Annotated in this window: 18 protein-coding genes; 2 read left to right on the forward strand and 16 right to left on the reverse strand. The window is 58.6% G+C overall.

Annotated features, from left to right (window positions below):
• Window positions 1–174, reverse strand: a 174-nt coding sequence (locus tag BM063_RS18180) for a terminase gpP N-terminus-related DNA-binding protein (RefSeq protein WP_342713741.1), incomplete at its 3' end; no start/stop codon positions are given.
• 260 nt (window positions 175–434) lie between these two features.
• Between BM063_RS18180 and BM063_RS12775 the strand changes: the two genes are divergently transcribed.
• The gene (locus tag BM063_RS12775; protein ID WP_177199148.1) at window positions 435–1781 is read left to right on the forward strand and encodes a purine-cytosine permease family protein; all 1347 of its coding nucleotides are present in this window, start codon (window positions 435–437) and stop codon (window positions 1779–1781) included.
• A gap of 17 nt (window positions 1782–1798) precedes the next feature.
• The gene (locus BM063_RS12780) at window positions 1799–2536 is read left to right on the forward strand and encodes a GNAT family N-acetyltransferase (RefSeq protein WP_092039646.1); all 738 of its coding nucleotides are present in this window, start codon (window positions 1799–1801) and stop codon (window positions 2534–2536) included.
• 101 nt (window positions 2537–2637) lie between these two features.
• On the opposite strand, the gene BM063_RS12785 is transcribed toward BM063_RS12780, so the two are convergent.
• The 15 genes from BM063_RS12785 to BM063_RS12865 all read right to left on the reverse strand — a co-directional run bounded on the left by BM063_RS12785 (window position 2638) and on the right by BM063_RS12865 (window position 18053).
• Window positions 2638–3615 (reverse strand): phosphotransferase family protein, encoded by a 978-nt coding sequence (locus tag BM063_RS12785; protein WP_092039648.1) that lies wholly within the window; start codon window positions 3613–3615, stop codon window positions 2638–2640.
• A 698-nt stretch (window positions 3616–4313) separates the two neighbouring features.
• Window positions 4314–6215 carry a S9 family peptidase gene (locus tag BM063_RS12795; RefSeq protein ID WP_092039652.1) on the reverse strand — a complete coding sequence of 634 codons (1902 nt, stop codon included), beginning with the start codon at window positions 6213–6215 and terminating at the stop codon, window positions 4314–4316.
• A gap of 137 nt (window positions 6216–6352) precedes the next feature.
• On the reverse strand, window positions 6353–6679 hold the full coding sequence (locus BM063_RS12800) for a DMT family transporter (protein WP_092039654.1): 327 nt from the start codon (window positions 6677–6679) through the stop codon (window positions 6353–6355).
• Window positions 6680–6795: 116 nt separating this feature from the next.
• Complete coding sequence (locus BM063_RS12805) at window positions 6796–7611, reverse strand: energy-coupling factor ABC transporter ATP-binding protein (protein ID WP_092039656.1); 816 nt, start codon at window positions 7609–7611, stop codon at window positions 6796–6798.
• Window positions 7608–8447 (reverse strand): energy-coupling factor ABC transporter ATP-binding protein, encoded by an 840-nt coding sequence (locus BM063_RS12810; protein WP_092039658.1) that lies wholly within the window; start codon window positions 8445–8447, stop codon window positions 7608–7610. Before BM063_RS12810 ends, BM063_RS12805 begins: the two co-directional genes overlap by 4 nt.
• A complete protein-coding gene (locus BM063_RS12815; RefSeq protein WP_092039660.1) occupies window positions 8444–9211 on the reverse strand; it encodes an energy-coupling factor transporter transmembrane component T family protein in 768 nt (255 codons plus the stop codon). The genes BM063_RS12810 and BM063_RS12815 overlap by 4 nt, the downstream gene beginning before the upstream one ends.
• Before the next feature lie 15 nt (window positions 9212–9226).
• On the reverse strand, window positions 9227–9829 hold the full coding sequence (locus tag BM063_RS12820; protein ID WP_092039662.1) for an ECF transporter S component family protein: 603 nt from the start codon (window positions 9827–9829) through the stop codon (window positions 9227–9229).
• Between the two features lie 5 nt (window positions 9830–9834).
• The gene (locus tag BM063_RS12830; RefSeq protein WP_281246703.1) at window positions 9835–10341 is read right to left on the reverse strand and encodes a PCYCGC motif-containing (lipo)protein; all 507 of its coding nucleotides are present in this window, start codon (window positions 10339–10341) and stop codon (window positions 9835–9837) included.
• 112 nt (window positions 10342–10453) lie between these two features.
• Complete coding sequence (locus BM063_RS12835; protein WP_092039668.1) at window positions 10454–10765, reverse strand: cytochrome C oxidase subunit IV family protein; 312 nt, start codon at window positions 10763–10765, stop codon at window positions 10454–10456.
• A gap of 3 nt (window positions 10766–10768) precedes the next feature.
• Entirely contained in the window at window positions 10769–11392 is a 624-nt protein-coding gene (locus tag BM063_RS12840; protein WP_092039669.1) for a cytochrome (ubi)quinol oxidase subunit III, read from the reverse strand.
• Window positions 11389–13227 (reverse strand): cytochrome c oxidase subunit I, encoded by a 1839-nt coding sequence (gene ctaD / locus BM063_RS12845; protein WP_425439165.1) that lies wholly within the window; start codon window positions 13225–13227, stop codon window positions 11389–11391. Before ctaD ends, BM063_RS12840 begins: the two co-directional genes overlap by 4 nt.
• A 167-nt stretch (window positions 13228–13394) precedes the next feature.
• A complete protein-coding gene (gene coxB / locus BM063_RS12850; RefSeq protein WP_092039673.1) occupies window positions 13395–14411 on the reverse strand; it encodes a cytochrome c oxidase subunit II in 1017 nt (338 codons plus the stop codon).
• A 73-nt stretch (window positions 14412–14484) separates the two neighbouring features.
• Window positions 14485–15414 carry a heme o synthase gene (gene cyoE, locus BM063_RS12855; protein ID WP_245752266.1) on the reverse strand — a complete coding sequence of 310 codons (930 nt, stop codon included), beginning with the start codon at window positions 15412–15414 and terminating at the stop codon, window positions 14485–14487.
• A 419-nt stretch (window positions 15415–15833) separates the two neighbouring features.
• Window positions 15834–16253 carry an ATP-binding protein gene (locus BM063_RS12860; protein ID WP_177199149.1) on the reverse strand — a complete coding sequence of 140 codons (420 nt, stop codon included), beginning with the start codon at window positions 16251–16253 and terminating at the stop codon, window positions 15834–15836.
• A gap of 33 nt (window positions 16254–16286) precedes the next feature.
• Window positions 16287–18053 (reverse strand): ABC transporter ATP-binding protein, encoded by a 1767-nt coding sequence (locus BM063_RS12865; protein WP_092039677.1) that lies wholly within the window; start codon window positions 18051–18053, stop codon window positions 16287–16289.
• Window positions 18054–18233: the final 180 nt, after the last annotated feature.

The following is an 18233-nucleotide window of genomic DNA, read 5'->3' on the forward strand; positions in this document are numbered from 1 at the left end:
GCCCTGTTCCCGGTATTTCCGCATCCAGATCTTTAATCGCCCCACATCTTGAATCCCCAGCTCTTCAGCAATCTTTGCCTTGGGAATGCCCTGAAGCCTCATTTCCACTGCCTTCTTTTTCAGTTCAAAGCTATATGTCTTGAATTTCTGTCCTTTTCTTGCCACGAAAATCACCCCTTAAAGTAATTTTCACAGGGGTGTTTTCCTGTGTCTACTTTAAGGGGTGCACTTCACCGCAAGGGGGGAGTTTTTTTCCGCGCAGCCCAATCTTTTTTCATCCTTGGAAAAAAGAAATCAATTCATTTAATATAATATTTATTCCGACTTTAAATTGCCCTGTGAATTTTATCGTGGTATAGTAATATAAAAAAATGTAAATGTTGGTGCTCATCGCACTTAGACGCGTCAAAACCGAAAAAAGCGGGGTGCCAATCGTGGGATCGCAGCAGTACCATTATCCCCTCTCCGGAGATTATGCACGGGAATCGGTTCCCGCCAGTGCCCGCCGCCACTGGCTCTCCCTGTCGCTGATCTGGATCGGGGGAGGCATCGATTTGGCGGGAATCCTTCTCGGCACGCAGATCGGATTGGGCATGTCCTTTGAAAACGCCATGATCGCCACCTTTGTCGGATCCCTCATCCTGGCCGTGGTCGGAGCCCTCACCTGCTATGTGGGCAGCGAAACCGGGATGTCCACCGCGATGCTCACCCGGTTCGTCTTTGGAGAATACGGCGCGCGCATCGCCTCCCTGATCATCGGAATCACCGGAATGGGTTGGTTCGGAGTCCAGACGGGCTTTTTCGCGGTCAGCGGACAAATGATCGTCAAAGAACTGGCCGGGGTCGAAGTCTCCATGCCGGTCGCGGCCCTGATCGGCGGTTTGCTGATGATGTCCACCGCCGTCATCGGCTACAAGGCGATCGAATGGCTCAGCGTCATCGCCGTCCCGATCATGTTCGGAATTCTCGTCGGCATCCTTATCGTCGTGATTCCTTCCCAGTCCTTTTGGGAAGCCGTCCATGTTGAACCGGTTGCGGACACGATTCCCCTCGGTCTGGGCATCTCCCTGGTCACCTCCCTGTTCCTCGTCGGAGCCATCGCCGCACCGGATATCGGCCGGTGGGCCCGCTCCAAAAAGGACTCCATCCTGGCCGCCGTTGTCGGGTTTCTCATCGGCAACAGCCTGATGCTGGTGATCGCCGTCATCATCGCCAAATACACCTCCAACGCCGAGTTCATCCAGGTGATGTTCGGCATCGGATGGGGCGGTTTGGCGGCCATTCTGTTTGTGTTGGGCACCTGGACGACCAATGACAACGGATTGTACTCGACGGGACTCGCCCTCTCCGTCGCCCTGCCCAAATGGTCGAGGCCGACCCTGGTCATCGTGGCCGGGTTGATCGGAACGGCCCTGGCGGTGTTCAACATCTACGACAGCTTCATCACCTTCCTGACCATCCTGTCGGCCTTCGTCTCGCCGATCGGAGGGGTCTTCATCGCGGAGTATTATCTTCTGAACCGGCAACGCTTTACCATGGCCTTTGTCCGGGACAAGAGGATCCCCCGTCTCTATTGGCATTCCATCGTCGTCTGGGTGGCCGCCACGCTGGTGGGGCTCGCCACCTCCCCGGCGAGCGAGGGAGGATTCGGGTTGTTTCAGCTGACCCGGATTCCGGCATTGGACGCGTTTTTGGCCGCTTTCATCCTTCAGTGGATCGTCGGAAGCATCGTGAAGCGCAGCAACTCCAAAAAAGCGGAAGAGACGGCCGAATCGGCCTGAAAAAAGGATGAAAGCGGATGGATGCGCTAAATGTCCATACCCTCGAACATCGGCCGGACTTGTTTCAGGATCTTGAAAAGGTGCATGAGGGATCCTTTCCGGACTACGTCATCGAGGGCGACCGGCACAACGCCGAATATTGGGGCCGGGTGCTCGAAGCGTTTCCTTCCCTGCAATTCGTCCTGTGCGATGAACGGGAAAACGTCCTGGCCAGCGGGCACGCCCTGCCGCTGGCCTGGGACGGAACCGTGGAGGACCTTCCCTCCGGCTACGACGGGGCCCTTGTCCGGGGATTCGGGGAGCGCCGATCCCCCGACACCCTGTGCGCTCTTTCGGTGATCGTGGCCAAAAATCACCGGGGAAAGGGGCTCAGCAGCCGGGCGGTATCCGTGATGAAGCAGCTGGCCCAGCGGCACGGATTCTCCCGTCTGATCGCACCGGTGCGCCCCAACCGCAAGAGCCTGTACCCCCTCACGCCGATGGAGCGGTATATCCGCTGGCGGCTGGAGGACGGCTCCCCCTTCGATCCCTGGCTTCGCGTGCACTGGAAGCTCGGCGCCCAAATCCTGAAGGTGGCCTTCAATTCCATGGAGGTGCGGGGAACGGTCGCGGAGTGGGAGAAATGGACCGGCATGCGCTTTCCGGAAAGCGGGGAATATGTGGTTCCCGGCGCCCTGACGCCGGTTACGATGGATCTGGAAAAGGATGAAGGGGTTTATCTCGAGCCCAACGTGTGGATGGCATACCGCCTTTGAGGGCGATGAAAACTGAAACCGCAGAGGCGGAAGCGCCGCGTTTCCTCCCGCGGCGCTTCCGCTTTTCACAAATTCCCGCAATATACCCCGAACTTTTTCCGTCACGACCCTTCGTCACCGACTTCCCCGAAAGGCCCCCGATCCCTTTGCGGAAAAGGGCCGCACCGCCCCATGCCCGGAGGCGGCGTATCCCCCTTTGGTTCGCCTGTTTCGCCCGCCTGCACGGCAACCTCTTTCAACCACCGCATGTTGGCCTCCCACAGCCGGCGATCCCCCCGCTCAAGGGCGTGAAGCAAACCGTGAAGCGGAGCCAGCCTGCGGTACAGGTCCGCCCGGAGCCAGAAGGTCCCCTCCCGGCCTCCGGTTCCGTGCTTGGCGACCTCCCGGGCGAAGGTTTCCCCCAGCTCATGCCACAGGGCGGCAAAGTCGAGGGCCGGGTCACCCAAACACGCATCTCCCCAATCGATCACTCCGGACAGGCGACCGTTTCGAATCAGCACGTGATCGGCGCTCAGATCCCCGTGTATGGGAGTCAGCCGGAGCGAAGGGGAATCCAGCATTTCCAGCAACCGTCGGCACCAGAGCCGCACCGCGGCTTCCAGAAAAGGGTCCAATTCCTTCAGCAACCGCCCCTCCCACCTTCGGACCCGCCTTTGCCAGACGGCGACCCAATCGGGCTGCTCCACGGAATCGGATGGAAACACCTCTCCCGGCGGCAGCGAGTGAAGGGCCGAAAGAAAGCGGCCCAGATCGGCGGAAACATCGGGAGGAATGCTGCGGGCATCCGACAGGGAAAGGCCCGTCACTTTCCGGTAGCCGCCGAAGGGGAGCGGCGGATCCCAGCAGATCCATTCATAACGGGGAACGGAAACCGGCAGGTTGGGGGAGGCCTTCTCCAGGAAAGCGGCTTCCCTTTTCAATTGGACAATCCCTTCCGGGCGGCGGGGAAAGCGGAACATCCACTCCCCGTTCACCTCCAGCACAAAAAAGTCCCATCCGGCGCGGATCGGGCGGAAAGACCGGATGCGCAGGCCGGAGGCGGCCCTTTGGACGCTCCGCAGACATCGTGTCGGATCCATCGTTTCACCCTTCCTCGTTTGGCGGATTCGACCCCTTTCCTATCGCCCATGCTTTTCCCGAAAAAGGCGGCATTCATTTTCCGGCCCCCTGCCGATGACGGCCGCACCGACCAGACCGATTGCCGCTCCGCGTCGTGCGGGTGGTGATCCCCCGGCTGTGATCATCCCCCCATCCCCGGAGGACTCCCTTCCACAGACCGCCTCCGAGCCGCAACCGGATCGAATCTCCTCCGCCGCGTTCGGCCATTCCCGCGGAGGAACAAAGTCACGGCTTGAAGGATGCGTCCGGCCTTTTCCCTTGAATTGGCGGCTGGCGAAAACAATATCCCGCAGCCGCGGAAAAGCGCGTTTGTCCTTTCCACGGGCCGATTGCCCCCGGGGGATAAATCACCTTCCCGCCCGCTTCGCTTTCCGCATGCTTTCCGCGGAAACCGGATGACCGGCAAGCCCTCCCGCAGGCAAAACGGATCTTTCGAGGAGCCGCCTGAATCGTCGGAAGACGTGACCGCTGCCGCCCGCATCTGGCTTGACATCACCTGTCATCCGCTTGTTTGTCTCAGAAAAGATGTTACGCCCTTGACCTCTCCGGAAAACCCGCTTTATTAAAAGAAAACCCTCCCCGCGGGAGGGCGTCACCAACCGCGCCGGCCGGAGATTTTCGGCCGGGCCACGTCTCTCTTTCGGTCAAAAGGAGAAAATCACGGTTTCAGATGCTTCACGAAGAAATCGGTGATGGCATTGTAGCAGCGGATCCGGTTTTCCAGCTTCAGCACGTCGTGCCCCTCATTTTCAAACAGCAGATATTCCACGTCTTTGCCCAGCTTCTTCAGGTGCGCCACCAGATCCCGGGACTCGGCCTCCACCACCCGGGGATCGTTTTTCCCCTGGATCACCAGGAGCGGACAGGCAATGTTCTCAATATAAGTGCGGGGAGACCGTTCGACCAGGAAATCCCGGTCCTTGTCCGGATCGCCGACGGCAATGGCGAAGTAGGGCTTCCAGGTTTCCGGAATCCGGTTCATGAAATTGACCAAATCATAGGGGCCGAACATGTCCACCGCCGCCGACCACAGCTCCGGATGGCGCGACGCCAGCATCAGGGTCATGTAACCGCCGTAGGAACGGCCCACCACCCCCGACCGGGAGGTGTCGATGCGCGGGTCCCGGGACAGCTTCTTCATGGCGTGGACATGGTCAAGGCGATCCCTGCCGCCCCAATCCCGGTCCACCTGTTTGGTGTAATTCAGTCCGTAGCCGGTGCTCCCCCGCACATTGGGAACAAAGACGGCGAAGCCCTTCAGGGTGAGAAACTGGATCAACGGCATGGAGAACCAGGTGAAATCCGGCCGTTCCTGGCTCTGGGGTCCTCCGTGGATGTAGTACACCAGGGGGCGGGGCCCTTCATAACCCAGTTCTTCGGCGGGCAGGTAAAGGCGGGCGGAAATGCGCAATCCGTCAAAGGATTCGAAGGATGCATCCTCCCCCGGAGACAGGAGTTTTTCGTCCAGCCCCAGCGGCCGCTCCCGGGTGTGTCGGACCACCTGATCGCGCTTCTCCCCCTGGACCGTGTAAATCTGGGTGGGCGATGTCGCCGAGGAGAAGGACAAAACGTACCGGTCCCTTTCCCGGTCGTAGTGAATCGAGTCCAACACCCCCTGATCCAGGGGCGCCTTTCCGACAACGACGGTGCGGAGTTGCATCCGCAGGGCCTCTTCGTCAAAGGTTCCCTCATACATCCAGGAGACTCCGTCGATGTTGAAGCCCACCAGGTAGCGATCATCCTTCAGGTGCTCCAGGGATTCCATCTCTCCCTTTCCCCTGTGCACCGCGCCCACCACTTCGACGGGTTTCACCTCCCGGGGATCCCTCAGGTCCAGATATCCGAGCCCGTAGGTATCCTCGTGCAGGGCGGTGAGGAAGAGCAGACCCCGGTCCCCCGGCGTGAAATGGCAGGCATGGATGGCGTTCGGCGGAACCTTTTCCCCCTCGGCGCGTTCCTCCAGCGGTTTTCCGTAAAGCAGGGAAAGCCCTTCCCCTTCCTTCCACAGATAGAGGACGTGATCTCCCAGCGTGTAGCTGTCCAGCAGGACGGCCTTCGTGTGGTCGGCGTTCACCCCGGCAATGAAGGCATTCCATTTGCTTTCGCCCAGCTTCTCCAGAGTTCCCGCTTCCAGCCGGCCGCGCCAGGCCACGTGGAGGGACTCCGAACGGGATTCGGCGCTTAGGTAGACGATGTTTCGTTCCGAATCGCTCTTCGGCATATGGACGCGCCATCCGTTGAAGGCATCGCCGAAGGCCGGTTCCGGAAATCCCCCCTCCAGGGGAATGAGCATGGGCTGGTAATTCTCGTCACCGTCCCGGTCGATCATCACCAGAATTTTTCCCAGTTCCGGAAAAACAGCGTAGGGTTCTCCCCCGATCAATACCGGGTTCTGCAGGGCGATGCCGGCGGGCAGAAGCGGCTCGGGTACGCTCCCCCCTTCGTCCATTGCGTACAAGCTGAGGCGACCGCTCAAATTGCTGAGGAAATACAGCCGACCGTCCACCTGTCTGGGGCAAAGGAACAGGCGGGTGGTGAGAAGCGATTCGATCCGCGCCATGATATCCTCCTTAAGACAACGTATGTTTCATGGAGAAAACTTGTCTCCATTTTCCAGTATAACAGGGGAATCCGGATGGCGGAAAGAAAATTCAAAACCGGGGAAAACCGACCCCTGCGGCGCGGATGGCGAATCCCTTACCCCTCCGCTTTGGACAAATTGAGAATCACCGTGCCGATCAGGATCAACGCAATCCCGAAAACCCGCAGGGCATTGAGCGTTTCGCCCCATAAAAACAGGCCGATCAAAACGACCCCGACGGTGCCCAACCCGGACCAAATGGCGTAGGCGATGCCGAGGGGAATCTGTTTCAGGCTGAGGGAAAACCAGTAAAAGGCGGCCCCGTATCCGACCACGACCAACAAACTCGGCCACAACCGGCTGAAACCCTGCGACGCCTTGAGGGAACTGGTGGCGATCACTTCGCTGACGATGGCCAAAAGCAAATACAAAAAATGCCTCAATTCCCGTCACCTCCCCTCCACTTTCGCATCGGCGAACGCACCGATCTCCGCTGGCGGAGAGGTTGAAGCATCCAGCGGCGGGACCCGGCGGTGAGCCGTGCGGCGCCCTCCCGCCTTCAACGTCCCTTGCCTCTCTCCATCCGCATCGCTTGGATAAACTCCGCTTCGGTGAGATACGTTTCCCTGCGTCCAAGGCTCCACCCCAGCCGGGTAATGTGGGGCGCCTCGAGTCCTGTCCGCTCCAGCAGTTCCCTCCGGGAAAAAATCTCCCTCGGATTACCGTCCGCAAGCACGGTCCCCCGGTGAAAGACAATCACCCGTTCAAAGTTCCCCGCGACGAAATCCATATCATGCAGGATGGCCATCACCAGTTTTCCCCGCTCTTTCAGCTCCCCGATCACCCGCCGGACGATGGCGACACCCGCATGATCCTGGGCGATCGTCGGCTCGTCCAGGATGAGAATTTCCGGTTCCATGGCGACGATGGAGGCGATGCAGACCCGTTTCTTCTCCGACAAGCCCAAATCCTGAGGATTTTCGGCGGCCCTGTCCCCGAGGCCCACCATCTCCAAAGCCTGACGGGCTTTCTCCTTCGCCCTTTCCAAATCTTCGCCGATGTTCAGCGGTCCGAACATCACCTCATCCAGGACCGTCGACTTGAAAATCTGGTCGTTGGGATTTTGAAAAACCAGGCCGATATACGGCGCGAGCGCCGCCGCCGTCATTTGGTTCGCCGGGCGGCCGAGGATAGAAATCTCTCCCCTCGTGGGCTTCAGCAGTCCTTTCAGCAGTTTTGCGAATGTCGTCTTGCCGGAGCCGTTTTGCCCGACGATGGCCGTCGACCGCCCGTCAAATTCCAGCGTGATCCCCTTGAGGACCTCTTCTCCCGGCCGGTAGGAAAAGGACAGGTCCTTCACGGCAATCCGGATCATCTTCCCTTCAACACCTCGCAGGCCTCCTCCAACGTCACGGGAAAGTGGGAGCTTCCTTCCCTCCTGGCGTCCAACTCCCGGCAAACGCGGGTGTAAACCGGCGGTGCGACGCCGAACCGCATCAGATCCTCCCGGGAAAAAACCGCCGCCGGAGTGTCAAACTGGATCAGCTTCCCTTCGTCGAGGAGCAGCACCCGGTTGCAATAGCGGGCGATCTTCTCCATTTTGTGCTCCACCAGAATGACGGTCATCCCTTCTTCGCTCAGGCGATGAATGGCGCGAAAAACCTCTTCGGTCCCCTGCGGATCCAACTGGGAAGTGGGTTCATCCAATACGATGATTTCCGGTTTCAGGGCGATGACGCCGGCGATGGCCATCCGCTGCGCCTGACCGCCGGACAATTCGAAGGGATTGCGGTCCTTTACATCCTCCAACCCCAGGAGATGAAGGGCGAAATCGACCCGCTCGATCATCTCCTTCCGGGGGACGCCCATGTTTTCCAGGCCGAAGGCCACCTCTTCGTAGACGGTCCACTTGGCTCCCGTCACCTGCGTAAAGGGATTCTGAAAGACGATTCCCACCTTGGCGGAAAGCCGGCCCACGCTGCTTTTCAAGACTTCCAGGCCCGCGACGGTCACTCTGCCCCCATAGGCGCCGCGGTAAAAATGGGGAACCAGGCCGACCAGGGCCTGGCAAAGGGTGGACTTTCCGGCCCCGTTCCGTCCGATGATGCCGATCATCTCCCCTTCGTCCACTTCGAAGGACAGATCGTCCAGGGCCAACGTTTCCGCTTGCGGATAGCGGTATTTCAGATGTTCCACGATCACCTTCTTCATCCCAAAATCCTCCAGACGACGGAAAGGGCCAGCACCAGAAGCAGACACGCTCCGATGGCGCGGCTGTGGGGATATTTCCTTTTCTCCCTCAGCCACGTCCTTTTCCCTTCGAAGTGGATTCCTCTCACTTCCAGGGCCAATGCCCTTTCCTTGGCGTGGATCAGCGAGCTCATCACGACGGGACCGATCAGGGGCAGGAACGCTTTCACCCGCACCCACAGGTTCCCTTCCGTCTCCAGCCCCCTGGAGCGCTGGGCATCCATGATGGTCCGGGTGGTTTTGATCATCTGCGGGAGGATCTGAAAAATGGAAGCGAGCACGTACCCCAAACGGGGGGACAAGCCCCGGCGAACCAACTCTTCCACGAGGTCGGCGGGCCTGGTGGTCAGCACCAACAGCAGAAAGGCCGCCACAATGGTGATCACCCGGACCACGATCCGAAGCGCGTTCATCAGGCCTTCAACGTAAAAAACGAAGGGCTCCCGGCCGAACAGCGGCGTCTGGTTCCCCGGATAAAACCACCCCTGGATCAAGACCACCGTGCCGAGCACCAGAGAAACAAAGGCGAATACGGGAAGCGACTGCCGGATCACTTTTGCCGCGGCCAACAGGGCGAGGCTGGTCAGCATCCAAAGAAAAGAAACCGCCATCGACGGCAGAATCAAGGGAACGGAAACAGCGGTGAGGACATAGAGGATTTTGTTGATCGGGTCGATCCGATGGATCAGGGAATCTTTCTCCACGTACAGACTGAAGGTTTTCATCGCATTTCCCCGGTTTCAGTCCAAGGATTCCAAATCGCGGCTTCCGGTGTAGAGCTGCCTGATGTTTTTCGGAAGTCCCCGGAAAAGGGCGTAGGCGGCGAGGACGGTCAAAAGCTTGTCGGGCACGTCCACCACCACTTCGTCCAGGAAGGAGGCAAGCCAGACGGAGTCCGTCCGGGCCAAAACCGCCGCAAAGAGGGCGTCACCCCAGAGGTTGCCGGTCTGTCCCCCCCAGAACCACACGTTGAGGGGAGTGGAGACCGCCGTCGCCGTGAGACCGACGGCCAAGCCGACAAAAAGGGCCTTGCCCCATCCGTCGATCCAGCCCCTGAAGGCCATGATTCCGGCCACCAGCCCGATGAAAAGGCTCGTCAAACCGTACACAAAGGAAATCGGATCGACGGTCAAACCGTAAATCACATTGTTGATGGCCCCCGCAAGGGCGCCGATGACGGGTCCCGCCAGCATCCCGGCCAGCACGGTACCGATCGAATCCAGCCACAACGGAAGTTTCAGTGTGCCGGCAAAAAGTTTGCCGACATAGTTGATGCCCACCGCCACGGGAATCAACACCAGCGACGGCGTCGTAAAGCGAAACCAGGATTTCCGCTGTTGCATGGAGATCACTCCTCGGAGGATTTGGGAGGCTTCGGCGTCGGGGTCGGCGTTCCCCGGGACCCGTAATGCTCATCAATAAATCGGCGGATTTCCCGAAGGGACTTGCCTTCACGGTGCATGGCGATCGCGTCACGCGCGATGTCGATGCAGATCCCTCAGGTGTGGCCCATCCGGTCCCAGACCACTTCGCCGTTCGGCTTCACATCCTGGATAAAGCAATGCAGGTTGTGCCCATGCCCGTTGTCTCCACAGCCGCAGAAGCAGGGCATGTATTTGAGCACGTCCCGGTGGGCGTACGCCAACTTGTAGGTCTCGCGGGCCTTGGGAAGTCCTTCATCCACAAAATCGGGCGGATCCACTTCCACCTTTTCGGCCACTTCCGACAGGGCGGCGAGGCTTTCCTGCGACGGTCCCCGGACGCCTTCTCCGGAGGGGCGGACGGGAGAATCGTCCTGACCGGTACATCCGACCAACAAGCAAATCCCCAAAAACCCCCACAGCGCCTTTTTCATGCCACTTCCCCCCTTTCGACGCACGCTGCCGAAAAACCTTCCATAATAAAGGAACACCCCGAAGAAACTTCCTTCTCCGGGGCATTCCGTGCAGATCGCTCGGACATCCTCCTCACAGAAGCAGCCAGACACCCAGAACTACGACCACCGCAAACAGGAGTCCCGCTCCGGTGAAGAAGATGGGGAAAAAGTGGCCCTTTTGATCCAGGTGCATGAAGGTAAAGAACTGGATAACCACTTGAATCGCCGCCATGACCAAGAGAAGCGTGACCAGTCCGGCGACGGGCAGGGCTCCCGTGGCCACTGCCGCAAAGGCGACGGCCGTCAAAATCATCATGACGGCAAAGGCGATCAGGTGTTTGCGGGAACGCTCCGGAGGATTCTTCGACGCGTCCTGTGCAGTGGTTTTGGAATCGGTCGCCACGGTTTACCCCACCTTTCCGAGAAGATAGACGACGGTGAAGATGAACACCCAGATAACGTCGATGAAGTGCCAATACAGGCTGGCCACGTACAATTTGGGAGCGGTCACCGCATTGATTCCCTGCTTCCGAACCTGGATGATCAAGCCGGTGATCCAGAGGATCCCGAAGAGAACGTGGGACCCGTGGGTTCCCACCAGCGTGTAGAAGGCGGAAGCGAAGGCACTGCCGGTGAAGTGATGTCCGAGATGGGTGTATTCGTAGAACTCGTAAATCTCCATTCCCAGGAAGGCGGCGCCCAGCAGCACCGTCACGCCGAACCAAAACAGGGTTCGGCGAAGATCGCTGCGGTGCATGTTGACGACGCCCAGCACACTGGTCAGGCTGCTTGTGAGCAGGATGACCGTCATCAGCGCCACCATCCACAGGTTGAACAATTCCTGGGAGGAGGGGCCGTCCATGTGCTGGTTCTTCAGGGCCAGGTACGTGCCGAAGAGGGAGGCGAACAGCACCGTTTCGGCCCCGATGAAAAACCACACGCCGAGAATCTTGTTTTTCCCTTCCAGGGTCGACGTCTCCAGGTGGTCCGGCATTTTCGGAGCCATGCTCAAATCATTGTGCGAACTCATGCCTGTGCCCCCTTATCCGCGCTCTTCAGCTCTTCGGGCTCGATATAATATCCCGTGTCTTTCTGGAACGAGCGCACGTACATGGTGACAAACACGATGATCAACCCCAGCGCTCCGATCCAATACGAGCGGAGGATCCACCCAAAACCGGAGACAAAGAAGCCGAGGGCCATGATCAATGGCAGATAGGTCGGCGAAGGCATATGGATTTTACCCAGCGGCTCCGCAGGCTCCAATCCCTTCTTGCCGGCCAGCTTGGCGTGATAGAAGGCGTCGAGCTCCTTCACCAAGGGCAGTTGGGCGAAATTGTACTCCGGCACCGGCGAAGGAATGGTCCACTCCAGGGTGCGGCCGTCCCAGGGGTCGGCACTCGCCTTTTCTCCGCGGATGGAACTGTAAACGACATTGTACAGAAGGACCAACACGCCCGAAGCCATGATAAAGGCGCCGATGGTGCTGATCAGGTTGGGGGTTTCCAGCCCCAAGCCAGGCAGATAGGTGAACACCCGCCGGGGCATGCCCCAAAAGCCCAGGAAGTGCTGGGGCATGAAGGTCATGTGGAAACCGATGAAGAACAGCCAGAAATGCAGCTTGCCCAACCGTTCGTTCAGCATCCGGCCGAAAAACTTCGGCCACCAGTAGTACAAGCCGGCAAAGATGCCGAATACGGTTCCTCCGATCAGCACGTAGTGGAAGTGGGCGACGACGAAGTAAGAGTCATGGTACTGGAAGTCCGCCGGGGGAACCGCCAGCATCACTCCGGTGAATCCGCCGAGCACGAAGGTGATGATAAACCCGAGACACCACATCATCGGCGTGGTGAAACGGATTTTCCCTCCCCACATGGTGGAGAGCCAGTTGAACACCTTGATCCCCGTGGGCACCGCGATCGTCATGGTCGCAACCCCGAAAATGCTGTTGACGACCGGGCCGAGACCCACGGTGAACATGTGGTGCACCCACACCATGAAGCCGAGGAAACCGATCAGCACCGTGGCGAACACCATCGAATGATACCCGAACAGGGGCTTTTTGGAGAAGGTGCTGATCACGTCGGACATGATCCCGAAAGCGGGCAGGATCACGATATACACTTCCGGGTGACCGAAAATCCAGAACAGGTGCTGCCAGATCAGGTGGTTTCCGCCCTGCGCCACGTCAAAGAAGTTGGCGTCGAAAATCCGGTCGAACATCAGCAGCAAAAGGTCGACGGCGAGCGGCGGCATCGCAAACAGGATCAGTCCCGAGGTGACGAGGGTCGCCCAGGTGAACATGGGCATCTTCAGGAAGGTCATGCCCGGCGCGCGCATGTTGATGATCGTCACCAGGAAGTTGACGGCGGTCAGCATCGTCCCGATCCCGGAGATCTGAATCCCCAGATCATAGTAATCCAGGCCGGGACCCGGGCTGTATTCATTGAGCGCCAGCGAAGTGTAACCCGTCCATCCCGCGTCGGGCGCCCCGCCGAAGAACACGCTCAGGTTGAACAGCAGCGCTCCCGCAAAGAACAGCCAGAAGCTGAGGGCGTTCATGAAGGGGAAGGCCACGTCCCGGGCTCCGATCTGCAGCGGGACCGCCACGTTCATCAGCCCGAAGAGCATCGGCATCGCAACGAAGAAGATCATGTTGGTGCCGTGCAGGGTGAACAGCTCGTTGAAGGTGTCCCCCGTAAACAAATCGTTTTGGGGAACGGCCAGCTGCAGCCGGATCAGGAGGGCCTGCAATCCGGCGATGAGGAAGTAAAATACTCCCGTCCCGAAGTACAGGATCCCGATCTTCTTATGATCAACGGTGGTGACCCAATCCCAAATCCGGCTGCCCTGCACCCGGTGCAAAAATTCCTTGTTGTAGCCCCCGGTGAAAATGGCCGCCAGAAACAGGACGAGCACCCCAACAATGATGAACGTACCCACGTCGTTCCCTCCTTTATCCCGGACAACCGTTTCCGGTTCGGACTCGATTGATCAAGATCAGGGGCTTTTACGGTTTCGAAGGCAAGCGGTCACTTCAGGTTGGTCAGATATTCGGCCAGGGCGTTCATCTTCTGTTCATCCAGATGATTGTAACTCGGCATTTTCGTACCGGGCTTGATGGATTGCGGATCCCTCAGCCAGCGGATCAGGGATTCCTTGTCGTTCGGCAGATAGCCCGCGATGGTCGTGCGGTTTCCGAATCCCGTCAGGTCGGGGGCTTTGTCCCCTTTGACCTTCATGCCGGCCCCTTCAATGGCGTGACAACCCATGCAGTTCTGGGAGAAGATCTTTTGTCCCTCCTGGGCCTGGGCGTTCACCGGCTGCGACTTGGGATCCTTGATCGACGCAACCCACTTGTCGAAGTCCGCCTGCTCCTCCGCGATGACCCGGAAATTCATCAGGGCGTGTCCGGCGCCGCAGAGCTCCGCGCACCTTCCCTCATACACCCCGGGTTCTTTGGCGTCCAGGGTCATCGTGTTGGTTTTCCCCGGAATCATGTCCATCTTGCCCCCCAGGCTGGGAACCCAGAAGGAGTGGATCACGTCCTTGGATTCAAGTTCCAGAAAGACCTGTTTCCCCACGGGAATATGCAGTTCCTGGGAGGTGCGGATGCCCAGCTCGGGATATTCAAACATCCACCAGTATTGGTAGGCCGTCACCTTTACGCGAATGCTGTCATCCTTGGGCGGCTCCTTCGCCAGGGAGAAGGTGGTGGAAATGGTCGGAATCGCCAGGATGATGAGCAGGATGATCGGGATCGCCGTCCACACGATCTCGATCTTGGTGTTCCCTTCGATCTGCTTGGGGGGAGCGTCGTCTCCCTTGCGCTGGCGATAGCGGAAGAGAACAAAGATGTAAATGCTTACAACGACCACAAAAACGATGAGCATGATGTACACGCTGAGCATGACGAGATCCAGCTGCTGCTCCCCGGCGCTTCCTTTCGGCTCAAAGATATTCATGGTTTTGTCGCCGCATCCCGTCGCCAGGAAAACCATCGCCATGAGTGCAAAAAACAGCCGCCACAGCGGTTTCCGTCGGCTCATCCAATCCTACCCCACTTTCTGATCTCATACCGTTTATAACCCGGGTGGCTCCCGGTCCCTGCCGTCCGAAGGTTCAGGACAGAAGCAAGGGATCGACAATCATCGCCAACAGCATGGCTGTCAGATACACCAAGGAATAGAAGAACATTCTCTCGCCCCATCGATGATCGTCTTTGGTGAAGAATCCCTCCAGGGAAAGGCCGATGTAAACCAAACCGAGAACCGTCGCGACGACGAGGTACAGGATCCCGACAACCCCCGTGTGGACCAGCCAGAGGGAGGCGAGCACCATCGCCGCCACGTACACCAGGTTCTGCCGCTTGGTTTCAGCAAATCCCCTGACCACCGGCAGCATGGGAACCCCCGCAGCCCGGTATTCTTCCATCCTCCGTATGGCCAATGCGAGAAAATGCGGCGGTTGCCACAGGAACATGAAGATGAAAAGAATCCATGCCGGCGGATCGATCGAGCCCGTCACCGCCACCCATCCGATCATCGGCGGAACCGCCCCGGAAATCCCGCCCACCACGGTGTTGAGGGTGGTTGTCCGTTTCAGCCAAAGCGAATAAATGCCCACATACACAAAATGGCCGATCATCGCCAGAAATGCGGCAAGGGGATTGACCAGCGCCGCCAGAACAACAAACCCCGCCACGGTGAGCGCGATCCCGACCCACAGCGCGGTCATCGGACGAACCCTCCCGCTTGCCACGGGACGGCTTTGGGTCCGTGACATGAGGGGGTCGATGTCTCGGTCGATCACATTGTTCAAGGCGCATCCACCGGCGATCACAAGCGCTGTTCCGAGCAAGGTGATGGGCAGGAGCGGCAGGTCCAGCTGCCCGTGTCCGGCCAACCAGAAACCGGCGAATGCGGCCATCAGGTTGGATGCGTTGATCCCGGGCTTCGTCAGGGTGAGATAGTCACGCCACGTCGCCTTCTCCGCCGAACCCGCGGGGAGATCCGATCTCACCATCGTTTCCCGGAGAATGGGTCGTTCCACAGAATCAACCTCCTTTCTGTCAGCCGGACACCTCCAACCGTCGTACCACCGGACTTCCGTCCGTCGATGGAACAGCAGTCGGCGGTGGGAAAGGGCCTTGTACCGCTTGATCCCGGCGTCCCTCTCCTGTACACAAAAAAACGGGACAGTTCGGCGTTGAACTGCTTTTCCGCGGAAGTCCCCGCGACCGATCGGTACTCCCATTTTTTCCAGCACCGGCCAATATCATGCAGAACAGACAAAACCACCGGGACGTCCCGCCGTCGATTTTGGGCAAAAACAGGCCAAATATCACCATCATTGTAGGTGATCAATGACATTTGCGTCAAGGCGCGGGAAGTAGGGTTCATAATATGGCAACAGAATTGTAAAACTTCCCCGGACTTGAAAAGCCGCTCCCGGCAAAGCAGGAACGGCCGTCAGCTGTCCGCGGCGGTTTCCGCCGGTTTGAGCCACTTGATCGCCTCCACCATGGTGCCTCTGCCCTCCACGGTACGAATCGAAAATTCATCCATCAATTGATGGACCTGTTTCAGCCCCGAGCTTTCCACCGACTGGCTCCCTTGCACTTTCTTCATCAGCTCGCTCACATCCGCAATCCCCGGCCCCAGGTCCTGGACGATGATGAGCATTCCCCTTTTCCCGTCCCTCTCGATGCGCTCCACCTGGAGCAATCCCTTTTCCGCGTGGTGAACCACATTCCGGAGGAGCTCGGAAACGGACCGGACAATGCGGGACTGATCCAATTCATCGAACCCCCACTCACGGGCCATTTCCCTCAGTTGGCTAAGGGTGGATACGATATCCCATTCGTATTCGATGCGGAAATATCTTCCCACAGCCTTTCCCTCCATCAGGCGGCGGAGCGCCCTTCAGGCTTCGCGTCCCACCGGTTCCTTATCCAGATGCTGAATCCGAAACAGGCGGGCGTAATGACCGTCCATCGCCATCAGTTCCTCGTGGGTGCCGGCTTCCAGCACCCGGCCGCCGTCAATGTAGTATATCCTGTCGGCGTCGGTGACCGTGGACAAGCGATGGGCCACGATGATCGTCGTCCGGTTCTTGGCCAGGCGTTTCAGGGAATCCCGGACCCGCTGCTCCGACTTCAGGTCCAGGGCGGAGGTCGCCTCATCCAGAATCAGAATCGCAGGGTCCTTCAAAAAGACCCTGGCGATGGCCAGCCTCTGCTTCTGCCCTCCCGACAGCTTGACGCCCCGCTCCCCGATCTGGGTCTCATATCCGTCGGGCAGCTGCACGATGAAATCGTGGGCGCCCGCCGCCTTGGCCGCGGCGACGATCTCCTCCATGGTCGCATCGGTGCGTCCCATCCGGATGTTTTCCAGCACCGTGCCGCTGAACAGGATGGTGTCCTGCAGCACGAGGCCGACATGGCTTCGGAGGCTCGCCACCGTCCAGTCCCTGACGTCCACGCCGTCCACCAGCACCCGCCCCTCCGTCACATCGTAAAAGCGGGGGATGAGGGACACAATGGAGGACTTGCCCCCTCCGCTGGGGCCGACCAGCGCCGTCGTCTTGCCCGGATCCACCACCAGATCCAGGTTTCGGAGCGCCCATTTTCCGTCATCGGCATAGCGGAACCCCACCGACTCGAAACGAATCTCCCCTTTCGGATTCCGCAGGGGGCGGGCACCGGGCCGGTCGGTGATGTCGTAGCTTTCGTCGAGAAACTCAAACACCCTGTCCATGGACGCCAGGGCCTGCGTCAAAGCGGTTGATGAGTTGACCAGCCGGCGCACGGGATTGTATATCAATCCCATGTAACCGTAGAAGGCGGTCATTTCCCCCACCGTCATCGAACCGCGGATCACCAGGAAACCGGAAAAGCCGATCACCAAAATGGGGGCGAGGTCGGTGATCGTGTTGATTACGGCGAAGGTGACTCCGTTCCAGCGGGTGTGTTTCAGCGCCTTGTCCAGAAAATGGTGGTTGTATCGGTCAAACAATCCCTGCTCGTACCGTTCCAGGTTAAAGGCCCGAATCACCGAGATCCCCTGCACCCGCTCGTGAAGGTGACCCTGCATCTCCGCAAGAGCCTGGGACCGTTCTTTGGATCGTCTGCGAAGATGTTGGTAAAAATATTTGACACAAACGCCATAGAGCGGAAAGATGGACAGAGCGACCAGGGTCATCCGGGGATCCATCCACAGCATGATCCCGATCGCGATGGAGACGGTGATCAGGTCCAACCAGATGTTCATCAGCCCGGTGACGACAAATTCCTTGGTCTGTTCCACATCGTTGATCACCCGGGAGATGATCTGGCCGACCTTCTGATTGTTGTAATAACGTAGGGACAACTTTTGAATATGGTCAAACAAACGGTTGCGGATGTCAAACAGCACCCGGTTGGCCGTCCACTGGGCGAAATATTGCCGGTAGTATTCGATCGGAAAGCGGAAGACCGTGAAAATCAACAGGGTGATGACCAGCACCCAGATCAGCCGGTGAATCTTCTCTTCCGCGGGCAGATCGGTCAAGAGCAAATCGTCCACCGTGTATTTGAGAACCAACGGCAAGAGCAGGGGAATACCGAACTTGACAATGCCAACCACCATGGTCAACCAAACGTGCTTCCGGTACGGCCGGACAAAGCGGAGGTACCGGCGGATATTCCCCATGAGCCTCATCTCCAGCGATATTCTTTCCGCTTTCCGCAAAGGCGGAAAGCGGCGGTTTCTCCTCTTGAAAATCGAGGGGTTTTCCAAACTAAGTTGTTTCTATTATACCAAATAACGGTCCAAGCGATGGTGAAAAAACACAGACAAAATCACATTCTTCCATTTTATTGAAAAATGGGA

This window comes from Planifilum fulgidum (genome assembly GCF_900113175.1).
GTDB lineage: Bacteria > Bacillota > Bacilli > Thermoactinomycetales > DSM-44946 > Planifilum > Planifilum fulgidum.

Excerpts from the sequence above, each read along its gene's own strand:
- BM063_RS12840 (WP_092039669.1), bottom strand. The coding sequence starts at position 11,392 with ATGAGTTCGCACAATGATTTGAGCATGGCTCCGAAAATGCCGGACCAC.
- BM063_RS12795 (WP_092039652.1), bottom strand. The coding sequence starts at position 6,215 with ATGGCGCGGATCGAATCGCTTCTCACCACCCGCCTGTTCCTTTGCCCC.
- coxB (WP_092039673.1), bottom strand. The coding sequence starts at position 14,411 with ATGAGCCGACGGAAACCGCTGTGGCGGCTGTTTTTTGCACTCATGGCG.
- BM063_RS12865 (WP_092039677.1), bottom strand. The coding sequence starts at position 18,053 with ATGGGGAATATCCGCCGGTACCTCCGCTTTGTCCGGCCGTACCGGAAG.
- BM063_RS12810 (WP_092039658.1), bottom strand. The coding sequence starts at position 8,447 with ATGAAGAAGGTGATCGTGGAACATCTGAAATACCGCTATCCGCAAGCG.
- BM063_RS12780 (WP_092039646.1), top strand. The coding sequence starts at position 1,799 with ATGGATGCGCTAAATGTCCATACCCTCGAACATCGGCCGGACTTGTTT.
- BM063_RS12820 (WP_092039662.1), bottom strand. The coding sequence starts at position 9,829 with ATGCAACAGCGGAAATCCTGGTTTCGCTTTACGACGCCGTCGCTGGTG.
- BM063_RS12815 (WP_092039660.1), bottom strand. The coding sequence starts at position 9,211 with ATGAAAACCTTCAGTCTGTACGTGGAGAAAGATTCCCTGATCCATCGG.
- BM063_RS12805 (WP_092039656.1), bottom strand. The coding sequence starts at position 7,611 with ATGATCCGGATTGCCGTGAAGGACCTGTCCTTTTCCTACCGGCCGGGA.
- BM063_RS12785 (WP_092039648.1), bottom strand. The coding sequence starts at position 3,615 with ATGGATCCGACACGATGTCTGCGGAGCGTCCAAAGGGCCGCCTCCGGC.